This window comes from Streptomyces sp. NPDC048718 (genome assembly GCF_043198875.1).
GTDB lineage: Bacteria > Actinomycetota > Actinomycetes > Streptomycetales > Streptomycetaceae > Streptomyces.
The window spans coordinates 145,945-160,980 of the sequence record NZ_JBICVG010000015.1 but is presented as its reverse complement, the minus strand read 5'-3'; the positions used below and the strand labels follow the sequence as shown (position 1 = coordinate 160,980).

The 15,036-nt window shown below is 73.5% G+C and carries 14 protein-coding genes; 9 read left to right on the top strand and 5 right to left on the bottom strand.

The genetic code is table 11. The features are described from left to right. Positions 1-86 precede the first annotated feature (86 nt). The 4 genes from egtA to egtD are packed head-to-tail and all read left to right on the top strand — an operon-like array spanning position 87 to position 4,424. The gene (egtA, locus tag ACGFRB_RS26240) at positions 87-1,355 is read left to right on the top strand and encodes an ergothioneine biosynthesis glutamate--cysteine ligase EgtA (protein WP_393246495.1); all 1,269 of its coding nucleotides are present in this window, start codon (positions 87-89) and stop codon (positions 1,353-1,355) included. Next, positions 1,352-2,710: an ergothioneine biosynthesis protein EgtB gene (egtB, locus tag ACGFRB_RS26235; protein WP_393246493.1), complete on the top strand. Its 1,359-nt coding sequence runs from the start codon at positions 1,352-1,354 to the stop codon at positions 2,708-2,710. The genes egtA and egtB overlap by 4 nt, the downstream gene beginning before the upstream one ends. Next, positions 2,710-3,462, top strand: coding sequence for an ergothioneine biosynthesis protein EgtC (gene egtC, locus ACGFRB_RS26230; RefSeq protein ID WP_393246491.1), 753 nt, complete (start codon positions 2,710-2,712; stop codon positions 3,460-3,462). The genes egtB and egtC overlap by 1 nt, the downstream gene beginning before the upstream one ends. Then, positions 3,459-4,424, top strand: a complete 966-nt coding sequence (gene egtD / locus ACGFRB_RS26225; protein WP_393246489.1) for an L-histidine N(alpha)-methyltransferase — start codon at positions 3,459-3,461, stop codon at positions 4,422-4,424. The genes egtC and egtD overlap by 4 nt, the downstream gene beginning before the upstream one ends. Here the strand turns inward: egtD and ACGFRB_RS26220 are convergent. The 3 genes from ACGFRB_RS26220 to ACGFRB_RS26210 all read right to left on the bottom strand — a co-directional run bounded on the left by ACGFRB_RS26220 (position 4,319) and on the right by ACGFRB_RS26210 (position 7,935). Next, on the bottom strand, positions 4,319-5,506 hold the full coding sequence (locus ACGFRB_RS26220) for a 1-acyl-sn-glycerol-3-phosphate acyltransferase (protein WP_393246487.1): 1,188 nt from the start codon (positions 5,504-5,506) through the stop codon (positions 4,319-4,321). The genes egtD and ACGFRB_RS26220 overlap by 106 nt on opposite strands. Further along, a complete protein-coding gene (locus ACGFRB_RS26215; RefSeq protein WP_393246485.1) occupies positions 5,503-6,429 on the bottom strand; it encodes a GNAT family N-acetyltransferase in 927 nt (308 codons plus the stop codon). Before ACGFRB_RS26215 ends, ACGFRB_RS26220 begins: the two co-directional genes overlap by 4 nt. Before the next feature lie 258 nt (positions 6,430-6,687). Beyond that, positions 6,688-7,935: an extracellular solute-binding protein gene (locus ACGFRB_RS26210; protein WP_393246571.1), complete on the bottom strand. Its 1,248-nt coding sequence runs from the start codon at positions 7,933-7,935 to the stop codon at positions 6,688-6,690. Between the two features lie 326 nt (positions 7,936-8,261). On the opposite strand from ACGFRB_RS26210, the gene ACGFRB_RS26205 reads away from it, so the two are divergent. Next, positions 8,262-8,477 (top strand): dodecin, encoded by a 216-nt coding sequence (locus tag ACGFRB_RS26205; RefSeq protein ID WP_363010273.1) that lies wholly within the window; start codon positions 8,262-8,264, stop codon positions 8,475-8,477. Positions 8,478-8,729: 252 nt separating this feature from the next. Here the strand turns inward: ACGFRB_RS26205 and ACGFRB_RS26200 are convergent, their stop codons facing one another. Continuing rightward, the gene (locus tag ACGFRB_RS26200) at positions 8,730-9,218 is read right to left on the bottom strand and encodes a hypothetical protein (protein WP_363010271.1); all 489 of its coding nucleotides are present in this window, start codon (positions 9,216-9,218) and stop codon (positions 8,730-8,732) included. A gap of 94 nt (positions 9,219-9,312) precedes the next feature. Between ACGFRB_RS26200 and ACGFRB_RS26195 the strand changes: the two genes are divergently transcribed. Together ACGFRB_RS26195 and ACGFRB_RS26190 are read left to right on the top strand one after the other, a co-directional pair. Continuing rightward, positions 9,313-10,338 carry an LLM class flavin-dependent oxidoreductase gene (locus ACGFRB_RS26195; protein WP_393246483.1) on the top strand — a complete coding sequence of 342 codons (1,026 nt, stop codon included), beginning with the start codon at positions 9,313-9,315 and terminating at the stop codon, positions 10,336-10,338. Between the two features lie 9 nt (positions 10,339-10,347). Next, positions 10,348-12,783 (top strand): ATP-binding cassette domain-containing protein, encoded by a 2,436-nt coding sequence (locus ACGFRB_RS26190; RefSeq protein WP_393246481.1) that lies wholly within the window; start codon positions 10,348-10,350, stop codon positions 12,781-12,783. Between the two features lie 29 nt (positions 12,784-12,812). On the opposite strand, the gene ACGFRB_RS26185 is transcribed toward ACGFRB_RS26190, so the two are convergent. Then, positions 12,813-13,391 carry a YceI family protein gene (locus ACGFRB_RS26185; protein ID WP_393246479.1) on the bottom strand — a complete coding sequence of 193 codons (579 nt, stop codon included), beginning with the start codon at positions 13,389-13,391 and terminating at the stop codon, positions 12,813-12,815. Positions 13,392-13,507: 116 nt separating this feature from the next. Here ACGFRB_RS26185 and ACGFRB_RS26180 point away from each other — a divergent pair, with 116 nt between their 5' ends. Both ACGFRB_RS26180 and ACGFRB_RS26175 read left to right on the top strand, forming a co-directional pair. Continuing rightward, positions 13,508-14,365: a helix-turn-helix domain-containing protein gene (locus ACGFRB_RS26180; protein ID WP_393246477.1), complete on the top strand. Its 858-nt coding sequence runs from the start codon at positions 13,508-13,510 to the stop codon at positions 14,363-14,365. Between the two features lie 120 nt (positions 14,366-14,485). Further along, entirely contained in the window at positions 14,486-14,953 is a 468-nt protein-coding gene (locus ACGFRB_RS26175) for a hypothetical protein (RefSeq protein ID WP_393246475.1), read from the top strand. Positions 14,954-15,036 lie beyond the last annotated feature (83 nt).

The window sequence follows — 15,036 nt, the reverse complement described above, 5'->3', positions numbered from 1 at the left end:
TTTCCCGTCCGCGCCCCGCATGCGCTCTTGCAGGCCCGGCGGTCGTGGCTTTAGGTGGAATCAGCGCTTTCCCAGGAGGTGAAGCGATGACGACACCGTCGTCGTCCGGCGCACCTCGGGGCGGTCCTCCCCTCACCGAGGACGGCGCCGAGGATCTGCTGCGATGTATCTGTTTCAAGACGGGGCCGCCCCGTACGGTCGGGGCGGAGCTGGAATGGCTCGTCCACGATCTGCGCGATCCCCGTCTTTCCGTTTCGCCCGGCCGGCTGGCCGCGGCGATCGACGCTCTACGGGCCGTCCCGCTGACGGCGGCCCTCACGTTCGAACCCGGGGGACAGCTGGAGCTCAGCTCGCTGCCCGCCGCCTCTCTGATGGAGTGTCTGGACTCGCTCGCCGCCGATCTCGTGGCGGTACGGTCGGCACTCGCCCCGTTCGGACTCGGCCTCGGCGGCTACGGGGTCGATCCCTGGCGCACGCCGCGCGCGCGGGTGCTGCGCGAGCCTCGTTACGACGCCATGGAGCGGGTCTTCGACCGTGTCGGGCCCGCCGGACGGACCATGATGCGCGAGTCGGCGTCCGTGCAGGTCTGTCTCGACGCCGGGGTCGACGCACCGGGTCCGCTGGACTACCGGCGGCGCTGGCGCCTCGCGCATCTGCTCGGCGCGGTGCTGGTGGCGGTGTTCGCCAACTCCGCCGTGCACGGCGGCCGTCGGACCGGCTGGCGGTCGACCCGGCAGTCGCTGTGGACGGACCTCGATCCGGTGCGGGCGCTGGCCCCGTCCGCCGACGGGGATCCGCGCGGCGAGTGGGCGGCGCACGTCCTGGACACCCCGGTGATGTGCGTACGGTCGGCGGCCGTTCCGTGGGCCGTTCCGGAGGGGCTGACCTTCCGGGAGTGGCTGCGCACCGGACGGCCGCGCGCGGCCGACGCCGAGGATCTGCGCTATCACATGACGACCCTCTTCCCGCCGGTACGGCCGCGCGGGCATCTGGAGTTGCGGATGATCGACGCACAGCCCGGACCGGACGGCTGGATGATCCCGGTGGCGGTGGCCACGGCGCTGTTCGACGATCCGGTGGCCGCCGAGTCGGCCGAACGGGCGGTGGCACCGCTCGCGGTGCTCGCCGGCCGCGATCCCGCCCCGCGCAATCCGCTGTGGCGGACGGCCGCGCGGGACGGGCTCGGGCATCCGGCGCTGCACGCCGCCGCGCTCGATCTCTTCGGCTCCGCGCTGGACGCCCTGCCCCGGATCGGCGCGACGGCCGGCGTGGTCGGCGCGGTCGCCTCGTTCCACGACCGGTACGTGGCCCGCGGGGCCTGCCCCGCCGACGAATCGCTGGAGATGGCGTCATGACCGCACCCGCGGAGGACGAAGCCGAGGACGCACGGAACACCCGGCCGGAGCAGGCCCCGAAACGGCGGGCGCTGGCCGCGCTGATCGCCGCGCGGGAGCGCACCGCGCTGCTCACCTCGTGCGTGGACGACGGCGAACTGGTGGCCCAGCACTCGCCGTTGATGTCACCACTGGTCTGGGATCTGGCCCATATCGGCAACCAGGAAGAGCAGTGGCTGTGGCGGGCCGTCGGCGGACGAGAGGCGCTGCGGCCCGAGATCGACTCGCTGTACGACGCCTTCGAGCATCCGCGCGCCACCCGCCCTTCGCTGCCGCTGCTCGCGCCCGCCGAGGCGCGGGCGTACGCGGCGGACGTACGCGGCAGGATCGTGGACCTGCTCGACCAGGCCCCCGTCGAGGAGTCCGGGCCGCTGGTCGAGTCGGCGTTCGCCTTCGGCATGATCGCGCAGCACGAACAGCAGCACGACGAAACAATGTTGATCACCCATCAGCTGCGCAAGGGGCCGGTGGCCCTGACCGCTCCCCCACCGCCCGTGGCCTCGGGCAGCTGCCCGCTGGAACGTGAAGTCCTGGTGCCGGGCGGTCCGTTCACGATGGGTACGTCCGACGAGCCCTGGGCACTGGACAACGAGCGCCCCGCGCACACCCGGATGGTGGCGCCGTTCTTCATCGACACCGTGCCGGTCACCAACGGCGCCTATCTGTCCTTCATGGCCGACGGCGGCTATCACGACGAGCGGTGGTGGCATCCGGAGGGCTGGGCGCAGATCCGCCGGCACGGCATCGAGGCGCCGCTGTTCTGGCGGCACGAGAGCGGTGACCGGTGGCTGCGCCGCCGGTTCGGGGCGACCGGGCCGGTCGCCGAGGACGAGCCCGTCCTGCATGTGAGCTGGTACGAGGCGGACGCGTACGCGCGCTGGGCGGGGCGGCGGCTGCCGACCGAGGCCGAGTGGGAGAAGGCGGCCCGGCACGACCCGGCGACCGGCCGCTCGCGGCGCTACCCGTGGGGGGACACCGACCCCGGTCCCGGGCACGCCAATCTGGCCCAGCGGCATCTGGGTCCGGCACCGGCCGGCAGCTACCCGGAGGGCTCCTCGCCGCTCGGCGTACGGCAGCTGATCGGCGACGTGTGGGAGTGGACGGCGAGCGACTTCCTGGCCTACCCGGGCTTCCGGGCCTTCCCGTACAAGGAGTACTCGGAGGTCTTCTTCGGGCCGGGCCACAAGGTGCTGCGCGGCGGGTCCTTCGCCGTCGATCCGGTGGCGTGCCGGGGCACCTTCCGCAATTGGGACCTGCCGGTGCGCCGGCAGATCTTCTCCGGCTTCCGGACCGCACGCGACGCGGAGATTGCCTGATGTGCCGTCATCTCGCCTTCTTAGGCGAGCCGCTGGCCATCCGTGAACTCCTCCTCGACCCTCCGCGCTCCCTTGAGCGCCAGTCCTGGAATCCGCTCACCCAGGCGAGCGGCACGGTCAACGCGGACGGCTTTGGTGTCGGCTGGTACGCGCCGGACGATCCGGTGCCGGCCCGCTACCGGCGGGCCGGGCCGGTCTGGGGCGACCTCGGTTTCGCCGATCTGGCCCGGGTGACCCGGACCGGGGCCCTGCTCGCCGCGGTGCGCGGGGCCACCCTGCCGGGCGCGGACGGGGAGGCCGCGGCGGCGCCGTTCACCGCGGACCGCTGGCTGTTCAGTCACAACGGGGTCGTGCCGGGCTGGCCCGGGGGGCTCGATCCGGTCGCGGCGACCCTGTCCGCGACGGAACTGCTCGCCCTGGAGGCCCGTACCGACTCGGCCCTGATCTGGGCCCTGGTACTGCACCGGCTGCGGGCCGGCGAGGCACCGGGACCGGCGCTCGCCGGCGTCGTACGGGAGGTGGCCGAGGCGGTGCCCGGGGCCCGGCTCAATCTGCTGCTGACCGACGGCGTCACGATGGCGGCAACGGCCTGGGGGGACTCGCTCTCGTATCTCACCGGGCCCGGCCGCACGGTCGTGGCCTCCGAACCCTACGACGACGATCCGCGCTGGACGGCGGTGCCTGACCGGACGGTCCTCACCGTCTCCCGCGCCGATGTCGTCCTCAGCCCCCTCGAGGAGCCCTCCCCGTGAGCCCGTTCCAGCTGACCCGCACCCTCGCCGAGAACGCCGCGGGCGCCGCGTTGCGCGCCGACGTACGGCACGGCCTGACCCGTACTCCGAAGGAACTGCCGCCGAAGTGGTTCTACGACGCGCGCGGCAGCGAGCTGTTCGATGAGATCACCCGGCTGCCCGAGTACTACCCGACCCGCGCCGAGCGGGAGATCCTGATCGCCCGCTCGGCGGACATCGCGGCGGCCACCGGCGCCCGCACCCTGGTGGAACTGGGTTCCGGCTCCTCGGAGAAGACCCGCCATCTGATCGACGCGCTGCTGCCGGACCTCGCCGCCTACGTACCGGTGGACGTGAGCGAGTCGGCACTGGAGGGGGCGGGCCGGGCGCTGCTCGCGGAGCGGCCGGACCTGCGGGTGCACGCCCTGGTCGCGGACTTCACGAGCGGGCTCGCGCTGCCGGACACCCCGGGGCCGCGGCTCGTGGCGTTCCTCGGCGGCACCATCGGCAATCTGCTGCCCGGGGAGCGCCAGGACTTCCTGCGCGCCGTCCGCGGAATGCTGACGCCCGGTGACGCGCTGCTGCTCGGCACCGACCTGGTGAAGGACGAGGCCACGCTCGTCGCGGCGTACGACGACGCGGCGGGGGTGACGGCGGCGTTCAACAAGAACGTACTCGCCGTCATCGCGAGGGAGTTGGGGGCGGACGCCCGACCGGAGGACTTCGACCACGTGGCGCGGTGGGACCCGGAGCACGAGTGGATCGAGATGCGACTGCGGGCGCGTCACGCGCTGACGGTGAAGATCCCGGAGCTGAACCTGGCGGTGCCGTTCGGGGCCGGTGAGGAGCTGCGGACGGAGATCTCGGCGAAGTTCCGTCAGGACGGCGTCCGCGCCGAACTGGCATCGTCCGGACTCTCGTTGGCGCACTGGTGGACGGACGAGGCGGGCCGGTTCGCACTGTCCTTGGCGATGGTGGACTGAGCGGACGGGGCGAGCCGAGCCAACGGGCCGGCGGGCTCGCCGGGCGTCCGGGGATCGCGGCGTCCGGCGGGCTCGGCGCGCTCGTAGGCCTCGTAGGGCTCGTAGGGCTCGTAGGGCTCGTAGGGCCGGCAAAGCTTGGGGCGCTCGGCGGGCTCGACGGTGACAGCGGTCCTGGCGGCGCGCGCCAGGGTTCGGCGGTCGGGGCAGCGGGAGGCCGGTATCGGCTCCCGTATCCGTATCTCCGCGACGAGCCGCCGGGCCCGTACGACCCGCCACAGCGACGCGCCCAGGGTGTCCGCCCCGACGTACGCGGCGGTCCCGGCGGGCGCATAGACGAGCCGTATCGGCAGGACGTCGGTTCCCGTGTCCCGTGCGGCCTGGAAGACGGCGGGCCGGAACTCCCCGTGGGCGCGCCCGCACCAGGTGGTGCCCTCGGGGAACGCGACCGCCCGGCCGCCGCCGGCCAGGATCCGGCCGAGCGCGCCGACCGTGCCCGGCAGGGCCCGGATCCGTTCGCGGTCCACGAACAGGGTGCCGCCGAGGGCCGCGAGCGGGCCGAACACGGGCCAGTCCCGCACCTCGCGCTTGGCCAGCATCCTGCCCGGCAGCACGGCGGCGACCAACGGGACGTCCAGCCAGGAGACATGGTTCGCGACGACGAGGAGCGGGCCTGAGCGGGGCACGGGGTGGCCGGTGACCCGGACCCGTACGCCGAACGCCCCCAGCACGCCCCGGCACCACACCCGGACGAGCAACCGCCGTCCGGCCGGGGGCAGCGGCGCCGCGAACGGGGCGAGCAGCACCCCGAGGAGCGCCGTGCCGAGTCCGGCGGCGAGCCGGAACGCGGCGGTGGGTCCACTGGCGGCGGCCCGCCCGGGAGACGGGCCGGCGGCCGGACCGGCGGAAGGGTCGGTAGGCAGGCCGGGGTGGGCGGCGCACCGGCCCGGGGTGCAGGGGGACGTCGGCAGCCACGGCGACGGACCCTCCGCCGGCGGCGCGGGCAGCCGTACGGGCCGTGCTCGCGGTACGGGCGGGGTGTGCGGTGCGGATGGCGCGGACGGGGTGCGCCGGGTGGTGGTCACCGGCCCGGGGCGAGGGAGAGGAAGTGCCGCAGGTAGCGGGGGTTGGCGCGGCGCATCGAGAGCAGTACGTAGAGATCGGCGACCCCGAACTCCGGGTCGTACGCGGGCGCGCCGCACACCCAGGCGCCGAGCCGGAGGTAGCCGCGCAGCAGCGGCGGCAGGGCCGGGCGCGCGGCGGCGGGCGCGAGGCCGGCGGCGGGGGTCCACAGCCGGCGCGGGGTGACCCAGTACTCCTCGGGCGCGAGATGGCGGGACTTGACGGCCTCCCAGGTCGCGGCGGCGAGGGCACCGCCGTCGGCGAGCGGAACGGAGCAGCAGCCGGCCAGCCACTCGTGGCCCGTACGGGTCATGTAGCGGGCGAGCCCGGCCCAGACGAGGGCGATGACGGCGCCGTTGCGGTGGGCGGGGTGGACGCAGGAGCGGCCGACCTCGACGAGATCGGGCCGGACCGGGGCGAGCCGGGTCAGGTCGAACTCGCCCTCCGCGTACAGCCGTCCGGCGACGGCGGCCCGCTCCGGCGGCAGCAGCCGGTAGGTACCGACGACCTCACCCGTCTCCTCCTCGCGGACGAGGAGGTGGTCGCAGTAGGCGTCGAAGGCATCGCCGTCGAGACCGGGCTCGGGGCCGTCGAGGCGGGCGCCCAGTTCACCGGCGAAGACGAGGTGGCGCAGCCGCTGGGCGGCCCGGACGTCCTCCTGGTCGCGGGCGAGCCCGACGGCGTACCGGGGGACGGGTGCCTCGCCGGGCTGCGGAGCCGGGACCTGCCCCGACCGCGGCGCGGGCGCCTGCCCGCTCCGGTCCGGTGCGGCCGTGTCCGTGTCCGTGGCTGCGGATGCGGATGCGGAGGTGGTTGAGGGTGTGGTCGCGGCCGAGGTTACGGCTGTGGCGGCTACGGGCGGCTGGAAGACGGGTACGGCGGCCATGTCGGCTCCTCCGGCGGTACGGAAGGGACGGGGCCGGGCCGTACGAGCGGCGGCCCGGTCCCTCGTTTCTTCCGCCACCGGCTGGATTCGATGTGACGGTCCGGGAGCCGGTGGGTGTGGAGGCGCTGAATGGTGGGCGCGGTGTGCGCCGGGTGGTGAACGGGGGCGGGAAGAGCCGCCCGAGCGCCGCGGAGGCGAGCGAGGGGCGAAGCGGCGCGGGGAGAGGCGAGCGGCGGGCCGCGAGCGGGGCGCGGGGGGTTACTCGGCGAGCGAGCCGGTGATCCGCTCGTTGGCCTTTTGCGCCTCCGTCTTCGGGTCCGCACCGCCGAGGACGGCGCTCATGTACGGCTTGATCGGGTTGTCGGCCTCGACGTCGGCCCACTGCGGCGAGTTGGGGGTGGCCCGGCCGCGGGCGGCCCCGACGGCCATGGTGGCGGTGGCCTTCTGCCCGGCGACGAGGGGGGCGAGGGAGGTCTTGTTGGGCACGTAGTTCATGGCACGGGCCAGTTCGCCCTGCCACTTCTCGCCGGCGAGGGCGGTGACCACGTCGATGGCGGCGGCACGCTGGGGCGCGTTCTCCGGGATGATCAGGTCGGAACCGCCGGTGAAGACGGCACAGGGGGTGCCCGCCTTCTCGCCGGGGATGGGGAAGAAGCCCAGCTTGTCCTTGAGGTCGGGGTTGGCCTTGACGATGGCGGGGATGGCACTCGGGGGCGCGATGATCTGGCCCACGCCGCCCTTGGCGAAGACCTCGGCCTGGGGCGGGTTCTGCTCGTCGGCGTTCTTCGGCCCGTCGCCGAGGGACTGGAGTTCCTTGTAGAAGGCCATGCCGCGCTGCGCGGCGGGGCTGTCGAGGGCGCCGGTCCACGCCCCGCCCTTCTCCACGGCGAGGTCGCCGCCCTCGTCCCAGATGAAGCCGGAGAGCGTGTACCAGTCCTGGCCGGCGAGGTAGATGCCCTGGCTGCCGGCGGCTTCGAGCCGCTCGGTGCCGGCCAGCCATTCGTCGCGGGTCTTCGGCGGCTTGACGCCGGCTTCGGCGAACACGTCCTTGTTGTAGATGACGATGCGGTTGGCCGCGTACCAGGGGATGCCGTACTGGGCGCCGTTGATGCTGCCGGGCTCGGCGAGACCGGGCAGCCAGTCCTGGCCGCCGAGGTCGCGGACGGACTCCAGGGTGAGGTTGTACAGCTTGTCCGTGTCGGCGTACTGGGCGACCTGGGTGTTGCCGACCTCGATGACGTCGGGTCCGCCGGGTCCCTGGATGGCCTCGGTGACCTTCTTCCCGATCCCGGTCCACTCCTGGATCGTCACCTTGAGCTCGACACCCTTGTGTTCGGCTTCGAAGGCCTCCGTGAAGCGCTGGACGAAGTCGTCGCTGGCACTGTCGCGCATCAGCCAGACGTTGACCGTGCGGTGCGCGGTCTCGCCACCCGGCAGGGCTCCGCATCCGGCGAGGGCGAGCGCGGAGACGACGGCCAGCGAACAGACGAGGGGGCGGTTCATCACGTGGGTCACCTTCTGCGTTCCAGCCATGGGGTCCGGCGTGGACTCGGCACGGCGTACTGACCCGACGTGTGGGGGACCTGACGGGAGGTTCGCTCGGGTATGTGCCCTGAATTCTGGTCTGGACCAATGCGGATGGTCAAGTCCTTGACCACGTACTCGTCACGCTTGTCGCACTCGTCACGTGCGCGGCCGGGGCCGCCCCCAGGCGCCCGCCCACCCGCGGACCCGTACGCCCCTTACACGGACGTGTCGCGGAGCCCGGCCCGGTGGGGCACCGTAGAGGGAACGCGCCCGGCCTCCAGGGCGCCGAGAGGAGTCCGGCTCCCATGACGAACCACACCTATCGCGTCACCGAGATCGTCGGAACGTCCACCGAGGGTCTGGACCAGGCCATCCGCAACGGCATCGAGCGGGCCTCGCAGACCCTCAGGGGCCTCGACTGGTTCGAGGTCACGCAGATGCGGGGGCATCTGGAGGAGGGGGCGATCAAGCACTACCAGGTCGGCCTGAAGGTGGGCTTCCGCCTGGAGGAGGGCGACTGAGCGGGCGGGCCGTACGGAGGGCCGGAGCGGGCAGGAACGGCGGGAGCACGGGCGCGCGGAAGGAAGGCCCTGGCTGCCGTACGCGCGCCGGGCCGCGAGCGCGGGTGCGCGGTCACGCGGACGCCCGGCGGCTCGGGCGCCCGGACGTCCGGGTGTGGCGCGCGGAGCGGCCCGGGACGTACGGAAGACCCCGGCCCCGGGCGTACGGAAGGGCGACCGCCGGCGGGGCCTCCCGCCCCGCCCCGCGCACCCTCAGGTACGCCCCTCGCCCTCCTGAGCCTCCCGCAGCGCCTCCGACGGCTTGGCCCACCGCGCGCGTACGACCGTGAAGCCCGCCGCCTCCGCGTCGTCGCACACCAGCTCGTCGTCGTCGACGAGCATCCGGATGCCGTGGTCCCGGCCGAGCCGGCGCAGGATGTCCAGCTTGGTCTGCCGGGCCGGGCGGTAGTCGCCGTGGCGGCGCATGTGCACCGGGCCGTCGGGGAGTCCGTGCGCGGCGAGCCAGTCCAGGGTGTCGCGGCGGCAGCGCTCGGGCCGCCCGGTCAGGTAGACGATGTCGCACTCCTCCGCCGTCTCCCGGCACAGCGCGACACCCTCCGCCAGCGGCGGGTCGGCGGGCGCGGCGGCGAAGAAGGAGTCCCAGTCGCGCGGCTTGCCCTCCAGGAAGTGCTGGCGGTGGGCGGTCGAGGCGAGGGTGTTGTCGAGGTCGAAGACGGCCACGGGCCGGTCGGTTCGGGTCACTCCCCCAGCCTAGGGATCCCGCGTCGCCCCGTCCCCTGCATATCTCCGCACGGCAGTTCGGGAATCCCCCGCGCCCACGGGTGTTGAACTCCGTGTGAGCCCTATACATATTCCCCTCTCGATCCTCGACCGCTCCCGCACCAGAGAAGGCGAGGACCACGGACAGGCGCTGCGTGACACCGTCCGGCTCGCCCAGGAAGCGGAGACACTGGGTTACCACCGGTTATGGGTGGCCGAACACCATGGTGTGCCGGGGGTCGCGGGCTCCGCGCCGACCGTGCTGGCCTCGGCCATCGCCGCGGTGACCAGTCGCATCAGGGTCGGCACGGGCGGGGTGATGCTGCCCAACCACCAGCCGCTGGTGGTGGCCGAGCAGTTCGGCGTCCTGGAGTCGCTGTTCCCGGGCCGGATCGACATGGGCCTCGGCCGTTCGGTCGGCTTCACCGGCGGCGTACGGCGCGCGCTCGGCCGGGACCAGGCGGACGCGGACCGCTTCGCGGAGCAACTGGACGAGCTGCTCGGCTGGTTCACCGGCCTGCAGACCGCCCACCCCGGGGTGCGCGCCCACCCGGCCGAGGGGCTGCGGGTGCCGCCGTTCGTGCTGGCCACCGGTGACGGTACGCGGATCGCGGCGGCGGCCGGCCTTCCCCTGGTGGTCGGCGATCTGCGCCGCCGGACCCGGCTGCGGGAGTCGGTGGAGGAGTACCGGGAGACGTTCAAGCCGTCGACGTGGGCCGCGGAGCCCTATGTGATGGTCGCGGGCACGATCGTGGTGGCCGACACCGACGAGGAGGCGCGCCGGCTGCTCGCGCCGGAGGCGTGGGCCATGGCGAACGCCCGCACCCAGGGCCATTTCGATCCGCTGCTGCCGCCGGAGCGGATCGAGTCGCTGGAGATGACGGAGAAGCAGCGGGGTCTGTACGAGGCGGGGATGCTGGGCCATATCCACGGCACCGAGGCGCGGGTCGCCGAGGCGCTGGAGCGGGTCGTGGCGGAGACCGGCGCCCAGGAGATCATGGTGACGACGAGCACGCACGATCGCGGGGCGCTGCTCGACTCGTACCGCAGGCTCGCCCGCCTGGCCGGGCTGACCAGGGCGAATGCGGCAAGCCGGGCATAGAATCGGCGAATGCGCGACCTCCCTCCGACCGATGCCCCCGCTTCCCTCGACCCGTCCGGCACGTCGTCCGACACACCGTCCGGCACGTCCGGCGCGACGGGCGCCCACGACCCCTTCGTCCGGGTCCGCGGCGCCCGTGAGCACAATCTGCGCGCGGTCGACGTGGACGTCCCGCGCGACGCGCTGACCGTGTTCACCGGGGTCTCGGGGTCCGGCAAGTCGTCGCTCGCGTTCGGCACGATCTACGCGGAGGCGCAGCGGCGCTACTTCGAGTCGGTGGCGCCGTACGCGCGGCGACTGATCCACCAGGTGGGTGCGCCGAGGGTCGGGGAGATCACGGGGCTGCCGCCCGCGGTCTCCCTGGAGCAGCGCCGCTCGGTGCCGAACGCACGCTCGTCCGTGGGGACGGTCACGACCCTGTCGAACTCGCTGCGGATGCTGTTCTCCCGGGCGGGCGACTACCCGTCCGGGGCCGAGCGGCTGGATTCCGACGCGTTCTCGCCCAACACCGCCGCCGGTGCGTGCCCTTCGTGTCACGGATTGGGCCGGGTGCACGAGACGAGCGAGGAACTCCTCGTCCCGGACCCGGGGTTGTCGATCCGGGATGGCGCCATCGCCGCCTGGCCGGGCGCCTGGCAAGGAAAGAACCTGCGGGACGTCCTGGACACCCTCGGCTACGACGTGGACCGGCCGTGGCGCGAGCTGGCCGCCGAGGACCGGACGTGGATCCTGTTCACGGACGAGCAGCCGGTGGTGACGGTGCATCCGGTCCGGGACGCCGATCGCATTCAACGCCCTTACCAGGGCACGTACATGAGCGCCCGGCGCTATGTGATGCACACCTTCTCCGACTCCAAGAGCGCCACCCTGCGGGCGAAGGCGGAGCGCTTCCTGGCCAGTGCGCCGTGCCCGGTGTGCGAGGGCAGCCGGCTGCGGCCGGAGGCGATGGCGGTGACCTTCGCGGGCCGTACGATCGCCTCGCTCGCCTCGCTGCCGCTCGGCGAACTGGCGCGGGTGCTTGAAACCTCGGCCGGTGCGACGGAGACCGCGCGGGTGCTCACCGAGGACCTGGTGGCGCGGATCGGCACCATCACGGAGCTGGGGCTCGGCTATCTGAGCCTGGACCGGGCGACACCGACGCTGTCCAACGGCGAGTTGCAGCGGCTGCGGCTGGCCACCCAGCTGCGTTCGGGGCTGTTCGGTGTCGTGTACGTACTGGACGAGCCGTCCGCGGGGCTGCATCCGGCCGACACGGAGGCACTGCTGGTGGTCCTGGAGCGGCTGCGGGCGGCGGGCAACACGGTGTTCGTGGTGGAGCACCATCTGGACGTGGTGCGGCGTGCCGACTGGCTGGTGGACGTGGGTCCGGGGGCCGGGGAGCACGGCGGCCGGGTGCTGCACAGCGGCCCTCCGGAGCGACTGGCGGACGTCGCCGAGTCGGCCACCCGCCGCTATCTCTTCGACCGGGCACCGCTGCCGGAGCGGCCGGTCCGCGAACCGGCCGGCGAGCTGCGGCTCGGCCCGGTGACCCGGCACAATCTGCGCGGTCTGCGGGCGGTGTTCCCACTGGGCGTGCTCACCGCCGTCACCGGAGTGTCGGGGTCGGGCAAGTCGACGCTGGTCGGCGCGCTGACCGAGGCGGCGGAGCAACAGGACGGCGTCGACCGGGTGGTGACGGTCGACCAGAAGCCGATCGGCCGGACTCCGCGCTCCAACCTGGCGACGTACACGGGGCTGTTCGACGTGGTGCGGAAGCTGTTCACGGAGACGGATGAGGCCCGGGCCCGCGGCTACAAGGCGGGCCGGTTCTCCTTCAATGTGCCGGGCGGGCGCTGCGAGACCTGCCAGGGCGAGGGTTTCGTCTCCGTCGAGCTGCTGTTCCTGCCCAGTACGTACGCGCCGTGCCCCGACTGTCATGGCGCCCGCTACAACCCCGAGACTCTTCAGGTACGGCTGCGCGGGCTGACGATCGCGGAGGTGCTGGACCTCAGTGTGGAGGCGGCGGCCGCGTTCTTCGCGGACACCCCGGCGGCGGCGCGCAGTCTGCGTACCCTCCTCGATGTGGGCCTCGGGCATCTGCGGCTCGGCCAGCCGGCCACGGAGCTGTCCGGCGGCGAGGCCCAGCGCATCAAGCTCGCCTCCGAGCTCCAGCGCCCGCGCCGCGCGCACACCCTGTACGTCCTGGACGAGCCGACGACGGGGCTGCACCCGGCCGATGTGGAGGTGCTGATGCGCCAGTTGCACGGTCTGGTCGACGCGGGCCACACCGTCGTGGTGGTCGAACACGACATGGACGTGGTCGCGACGGCCGACCGGGTGGTGGACATGGGCCCGGGCGGTGGCGACGAGGGCGGCCGGATCGTGGCCGAGGGTACGCCCGGGGAGGTCGCGCGGGCGGCCGGGAGCCGGACCGCGCGCTTCCTCGCAGCCCGGCTCGACGGCTGATCCGCCGCCCCCGGTGTCGGGTCGCGGCCCTATCGCGGCTCGACGAACTGCATCTCCAGGCCGACCTTGACCACGTCGCCCAGGATGCCGGGGGCGAAGCCGAGGCCGAAGTCGCCCCGGCGGAACTCGCCGGTGGCGTCGAAGCCGGCGTGACGGCTGCCGTCCATCGCCTCGACGACGCCGCCGAACTCCACGGCGAAGTCGATCGGCCGGGTCACGTCACCGATGGTGAGCTCGCCCGACAGGGTCCAGTCCTCGCCCTCCCCCGTGATCCGCGTCGAGCGGAAGCCCATCGTGGGGCGCTTCTCGACATCGAGCAGATCGGCGGCGCGGACGTGCGCGTCGCGGTCGGCGTTCCCGGTGTCGACGGAGGCGAGCGCGACGGTCGCGGTGACCGAGGAGGTCTCCAGGCTGTCGCCGACGACCAGTTCGGCCCGGAAGTCGTTGAAGCGCCCGCGCACCTTGGAGATACCGAGGTGACGGATGGTGAAGCCGACGGCGGAGTGCATCGGGTCGAAGGCCCAGCGGCCCGCGGTCAGCGGCAGGGCGGGGGCGGCGAGCGGGGAAGCGGTCGTGGGGGGCGTGGTGCGGTGCGAGGCGTTCGTCATGGGCACCACGCTGCCGCCCCGCCGCGCGGCCAGGAAGACCGTATCGATACGGGTAGCGGCGATCCTGGTAGTGACAGAGCCACCCTCGGCGCGGCCCCCGCCCGTACGATCGACGGATGAGCGACAACGAACTCGGGGCGTTCCTTCGGGCCCGTCGTGAGGCGCTGACTCCCGCGGAGGCCGGGCTTTTGGCGGGGCCGCGGCGAAGGACTCCGGGCCTGCGCCGAACAGAACTGGCCCTGCTGGCCGGGATCAGTGTCGAGTATCTCGCCCGGCTGGAGCAGGGCCGGGACCGCAACCCCTCGCCGCAGGTCCTCGGCGCGCTGAGCGAGGCCCTGCGACTGCCGCTCGACGCCCGGCTGCATCTGCGCAACCTGTCGAAGGCGGGGCCCCAGCACCGGCACATCTGCGCCATGGCCCCGGGCCCGGTGCGGGAGGTGCGCGCCCCGGTGCGGGCTCTGCTCGACCGGCTCGGCCCGACCCCGGCCGCCGTGGTGAACCAGCCGGGCGACATCGTGGCCCACACGGACGGCTTCGCCCGGCTCGCGGGACCGGTGGGGCTCCTCGACGGCGATCCGCCGAATCTCCCGCGTTTCGTCTTCACCGACCCCCGGGCCCGCACGGTCTTCCCGGACTGGGACCGGGTGGCCGACCAGCAGGTGGCGGCGCTCTTCCTCTCGGTCACCGGCTCCGATCCGCACATGGCTGAGCTGGTGCGGGAGTTGACGGTGACCGCGGGTCCGGCGTTCTCCTCCCGCGTCGGCGCGCCCACGCCCCTGCGCGCCCGCTCGGGCGTCGACCGCTTCGCGCATCCCGAGGCGGGTGAACTGCGCCTCGCGTACGAGGTGCTAGAACCGGCGGAGACCGACGGTCAGCACCTCGTGGTGTATCTGCCGGCGGACGAGGCGACCGAGGTGGCGTTGGACGCGTTGATGGGCCGTCGCCCGGGGACGCTGCGCGCGGTCCGCGCGTAGTCCGCTTCCTCGGACTGCCGCCTGCCGCCCGCCGTCGATCCGCCGGCTCCCTTCTCGTGAGCCTCCGCCGGGAGGCGGGTGGCGGGAGGCGGGAGGCGGCACGCGTGGGATTCTGGCGGGATGGACACGTTCGCGGACTTGCTGGACAGCGCTGAGGACTGGTGCGCCGCCGCCGTCGAGGACGCGCAGGAGGGGCGCTGGATCCGTGATCCCGTGGAGCGGCAGGTGATGGCGGACATCACGGCCGCGACGAACGCCCTGCACGGGGGACGGCAGGCGCCGTTCACCGGGGACGCGTGGCAGGTGCGCATGGGACGGATCGCGAACTGGGCCGGGGTACTCCGGCTCGCCGCCCGGGCGGGGCGGTGGGAGCTCCATCCGGTCGTCGGGCACCGTCCCCCGCGTCCGGCCGGGATGGCCGAGCTGCTGTCCGGGATCTACGCGATCGGCGAGCAGGGCGAGAGGTGGATGGCGCGGTTTCTTCGCGAGCGCCGGACGCCGGCGGAGAAGGAGATCGCCCGGGCCGAAGGGTTTCTGACCGGGCCGGGGTCCATGGAGGATCTCCACCTGTTCTTCTACGACGGCTGATCACCGCTCCAGCCGGGCCTGTGAACTCATCACGGTGGGGGTGTACCTGGGTACACCCCCACCCGGCATCTGGGCGCAGTGTC

What these genes read in the sequence shown, in the direction of transcription:
- egtA (WP_393246495.1), top strand. Translation starts at nt 87, where the DNA reads ATGACGACACCGTCGTCGTCCGGCGCACCTCGGGGCGGTCCTCCCCTC.
- egtB (WP_393246493.1), top strand. Translation starts at nt 1,352, where the DNA reads ATGACCGCACCCGCGGAGGACGAAGCCGAGGACGCACGGAACACCCGG.
- egtC (WP_393246491.1), top strand. Translation starts at nt 2,710, where the DNA reads ATGTGCCGTCATCTCGCCTTCTTAGGCGAGCCGCTGGCCATCCGTGAA.
- ACGFRB_RS26215 (WP_393246485.1), bottom strand. Translation starts at nt 6,429, where the DNA reads ATGGCCGCCGTACCCGTCTTCCAGCCGCCCGTAGCCGCCACAGCCGTA.
- ACGFRB_RS26205 (WP_363010273.1), top strand. Translation starts at nt 8,262, where the DNA reads ATGACGAACCACACCTATCGCGTCACCGAGATCGTCGGAACGTCCACC.
- ACGFRB_RS26190 (WP_393246481.1), top strand. Translation starts at nt 10,348, where the DNA reads ATGCGCGACCTCCCTCCGACCGATGCCCCCGCTTCCCTCGACCCGTCC.
- ACGFRB_RS26185 (WP_393246479.1), bottom strand. Translation starts at nt 13,391, where the DNA reads ATGACGAACGCCTCGCACCGCACCACGCCCCCCACGACCGCTTCCCCG.
- ACGFRB_RS26180 (WP_393246477.1), top strand. Translation starts at nt 13,508, where the DNA reads ATGAGCGACAACGAACTCGGGGCGTTCCTTCGGGCCCGTCGTGAGGCG.
- ACGFRB_RS26175 (WP_393246475.1), top strand. Translation starts at nt 14,486, where the DNA reads ATGGACACGTTCGCGGACTTGCTGGACAGCGCTGAGGACTGGTGCGCC.